The 1,263-nt window shown below is 44.3% G+C and carries 1 protein-coding gene; it reads left to right on the top strand.

Annotation, left to right across the window (positions count from 1 at the left end):
• Positions 1–577 precede the first annotated feature (577 nt).
• Positions 578–1,060, top strand: coding sequence for a replication/maintenance protein RepL (locus tag BKK50_RS10925; protein ID WP_077417977.1), 483 nt, complete (start codon positions 578–580; stop codon positions 1,058–1,060).
• Positions 1,061–1,263: the final 203 nt, after the last annotated feature.

The raw sequence follows: 1,263 nt of genomic DNA, 5'->3' as shown, positions 1-1,263 counted from the left end.
TCACGAGCAAATAAATTTGCTCTAACTCACTATGGCAAAATCGCTACGCATTTTACCGTGAGGTCTGCCGACAGCTCTCCGCACCTTCGGTGCTCCGCCCTCGCTTCGCTCGGTTGGCATAACATTGACGGGCAAGGACACGATAGATATCGATTTTCGCTTCGCTCAAATCGAATCTATCACCTTGCAAGGCGGGGCTACGCCCCTCCTTGACCTACCCTGATAACGCTCCGGCATTCGCCTCCGCTCCGATACCGACGAGGGGCTCCCGCCCCTCACTCCTTCGCCAGTATCGGAGCCCCGCAGGGGCGACAACAACGCCAACCGAGCGAAGCGAGGGCGGAGCACCGAAGGTGCGGAGTTTTTGAACTACCGTGGGGGATATAAATATAGAATAAGAGAAAAAAATAAAAGATCTAGGAATTACAAGGGTTCATTAAGGGTGGTCAGTATCAGAATTGAGACTTTAAAAGGTCAGATTTGAACTTTTAAAGTATCAAAAATTTGAGCTTTACATCAAAAAATAGCTGAATTATAATCAAAGTATCTTAAATTTGAAACTTTGAAGGATCTAAAAATGGAGAAGGTAGAAAGACAAAAAGATAGTCTAGGCAATGTTCATTATGTCGGTAAGAAAAAATTAGTCGATTTAAGCACAGGAGAAGAGTTTGAAGCTCAGACGATCGTTAAGGCTGTCGGAGATCAGGATTTTAAAAAAGTCTTTCTATCGGAGGTTCTAGACCGTTTAGAAGAGTTTTCTAGTGCGAAGATGAAGTTTGTGTTCTGGCTAATGGCTAATATCGATAAACAAAATCGAATGATCGGGACTTATACTCAATTAGCAGAAAAATCTGGAATATCGGTCTCAACGATAAAACGCGTAATTCCAACATTAAAAAAAGCCGATGTAATCAGAGAAATCACGCCTTCCGTCATAATGTTAAATCCTGACATTGTTGCCGCTGTTACTTCAAGTCGTAGAGGAAATTTATTGGTTCAGTATAAAACCTTAGACGGGACTGAACAGCCAGTAGAACCTACTGCCGAAGAGGCAGAATAGGGGGTATTACTGCTTGGTGGAACGATAACCCCTTGCGTGATTTAGTCAAGGGTGCGAAGCATCGCCGTAGGCGACGTGGCGAAGCCACGCCCTTGACAAAATCCCTTGAGCAAGGGGTTATTCTCTCACCAAGCAGAAATCCCCCCGACCGTGATTAAAATCACGTTATTCCCTACCTCAAACCTTTCCCGTACTTCAAATTT

Source organism: Rodentibacter rarus (assembly GCF_001998965.1).
Lineage (GTDB): Bacteria > Pseudomonadota > Gammaproteobacteria > Enterobacterales > Pasteurellaceae > Rodentibacter > Rodentibacter rarus.
Note: the sequence above shows the minus strand (reverse complement) of the source record. Positions and strands in the feature narration are given on the sequence as shown.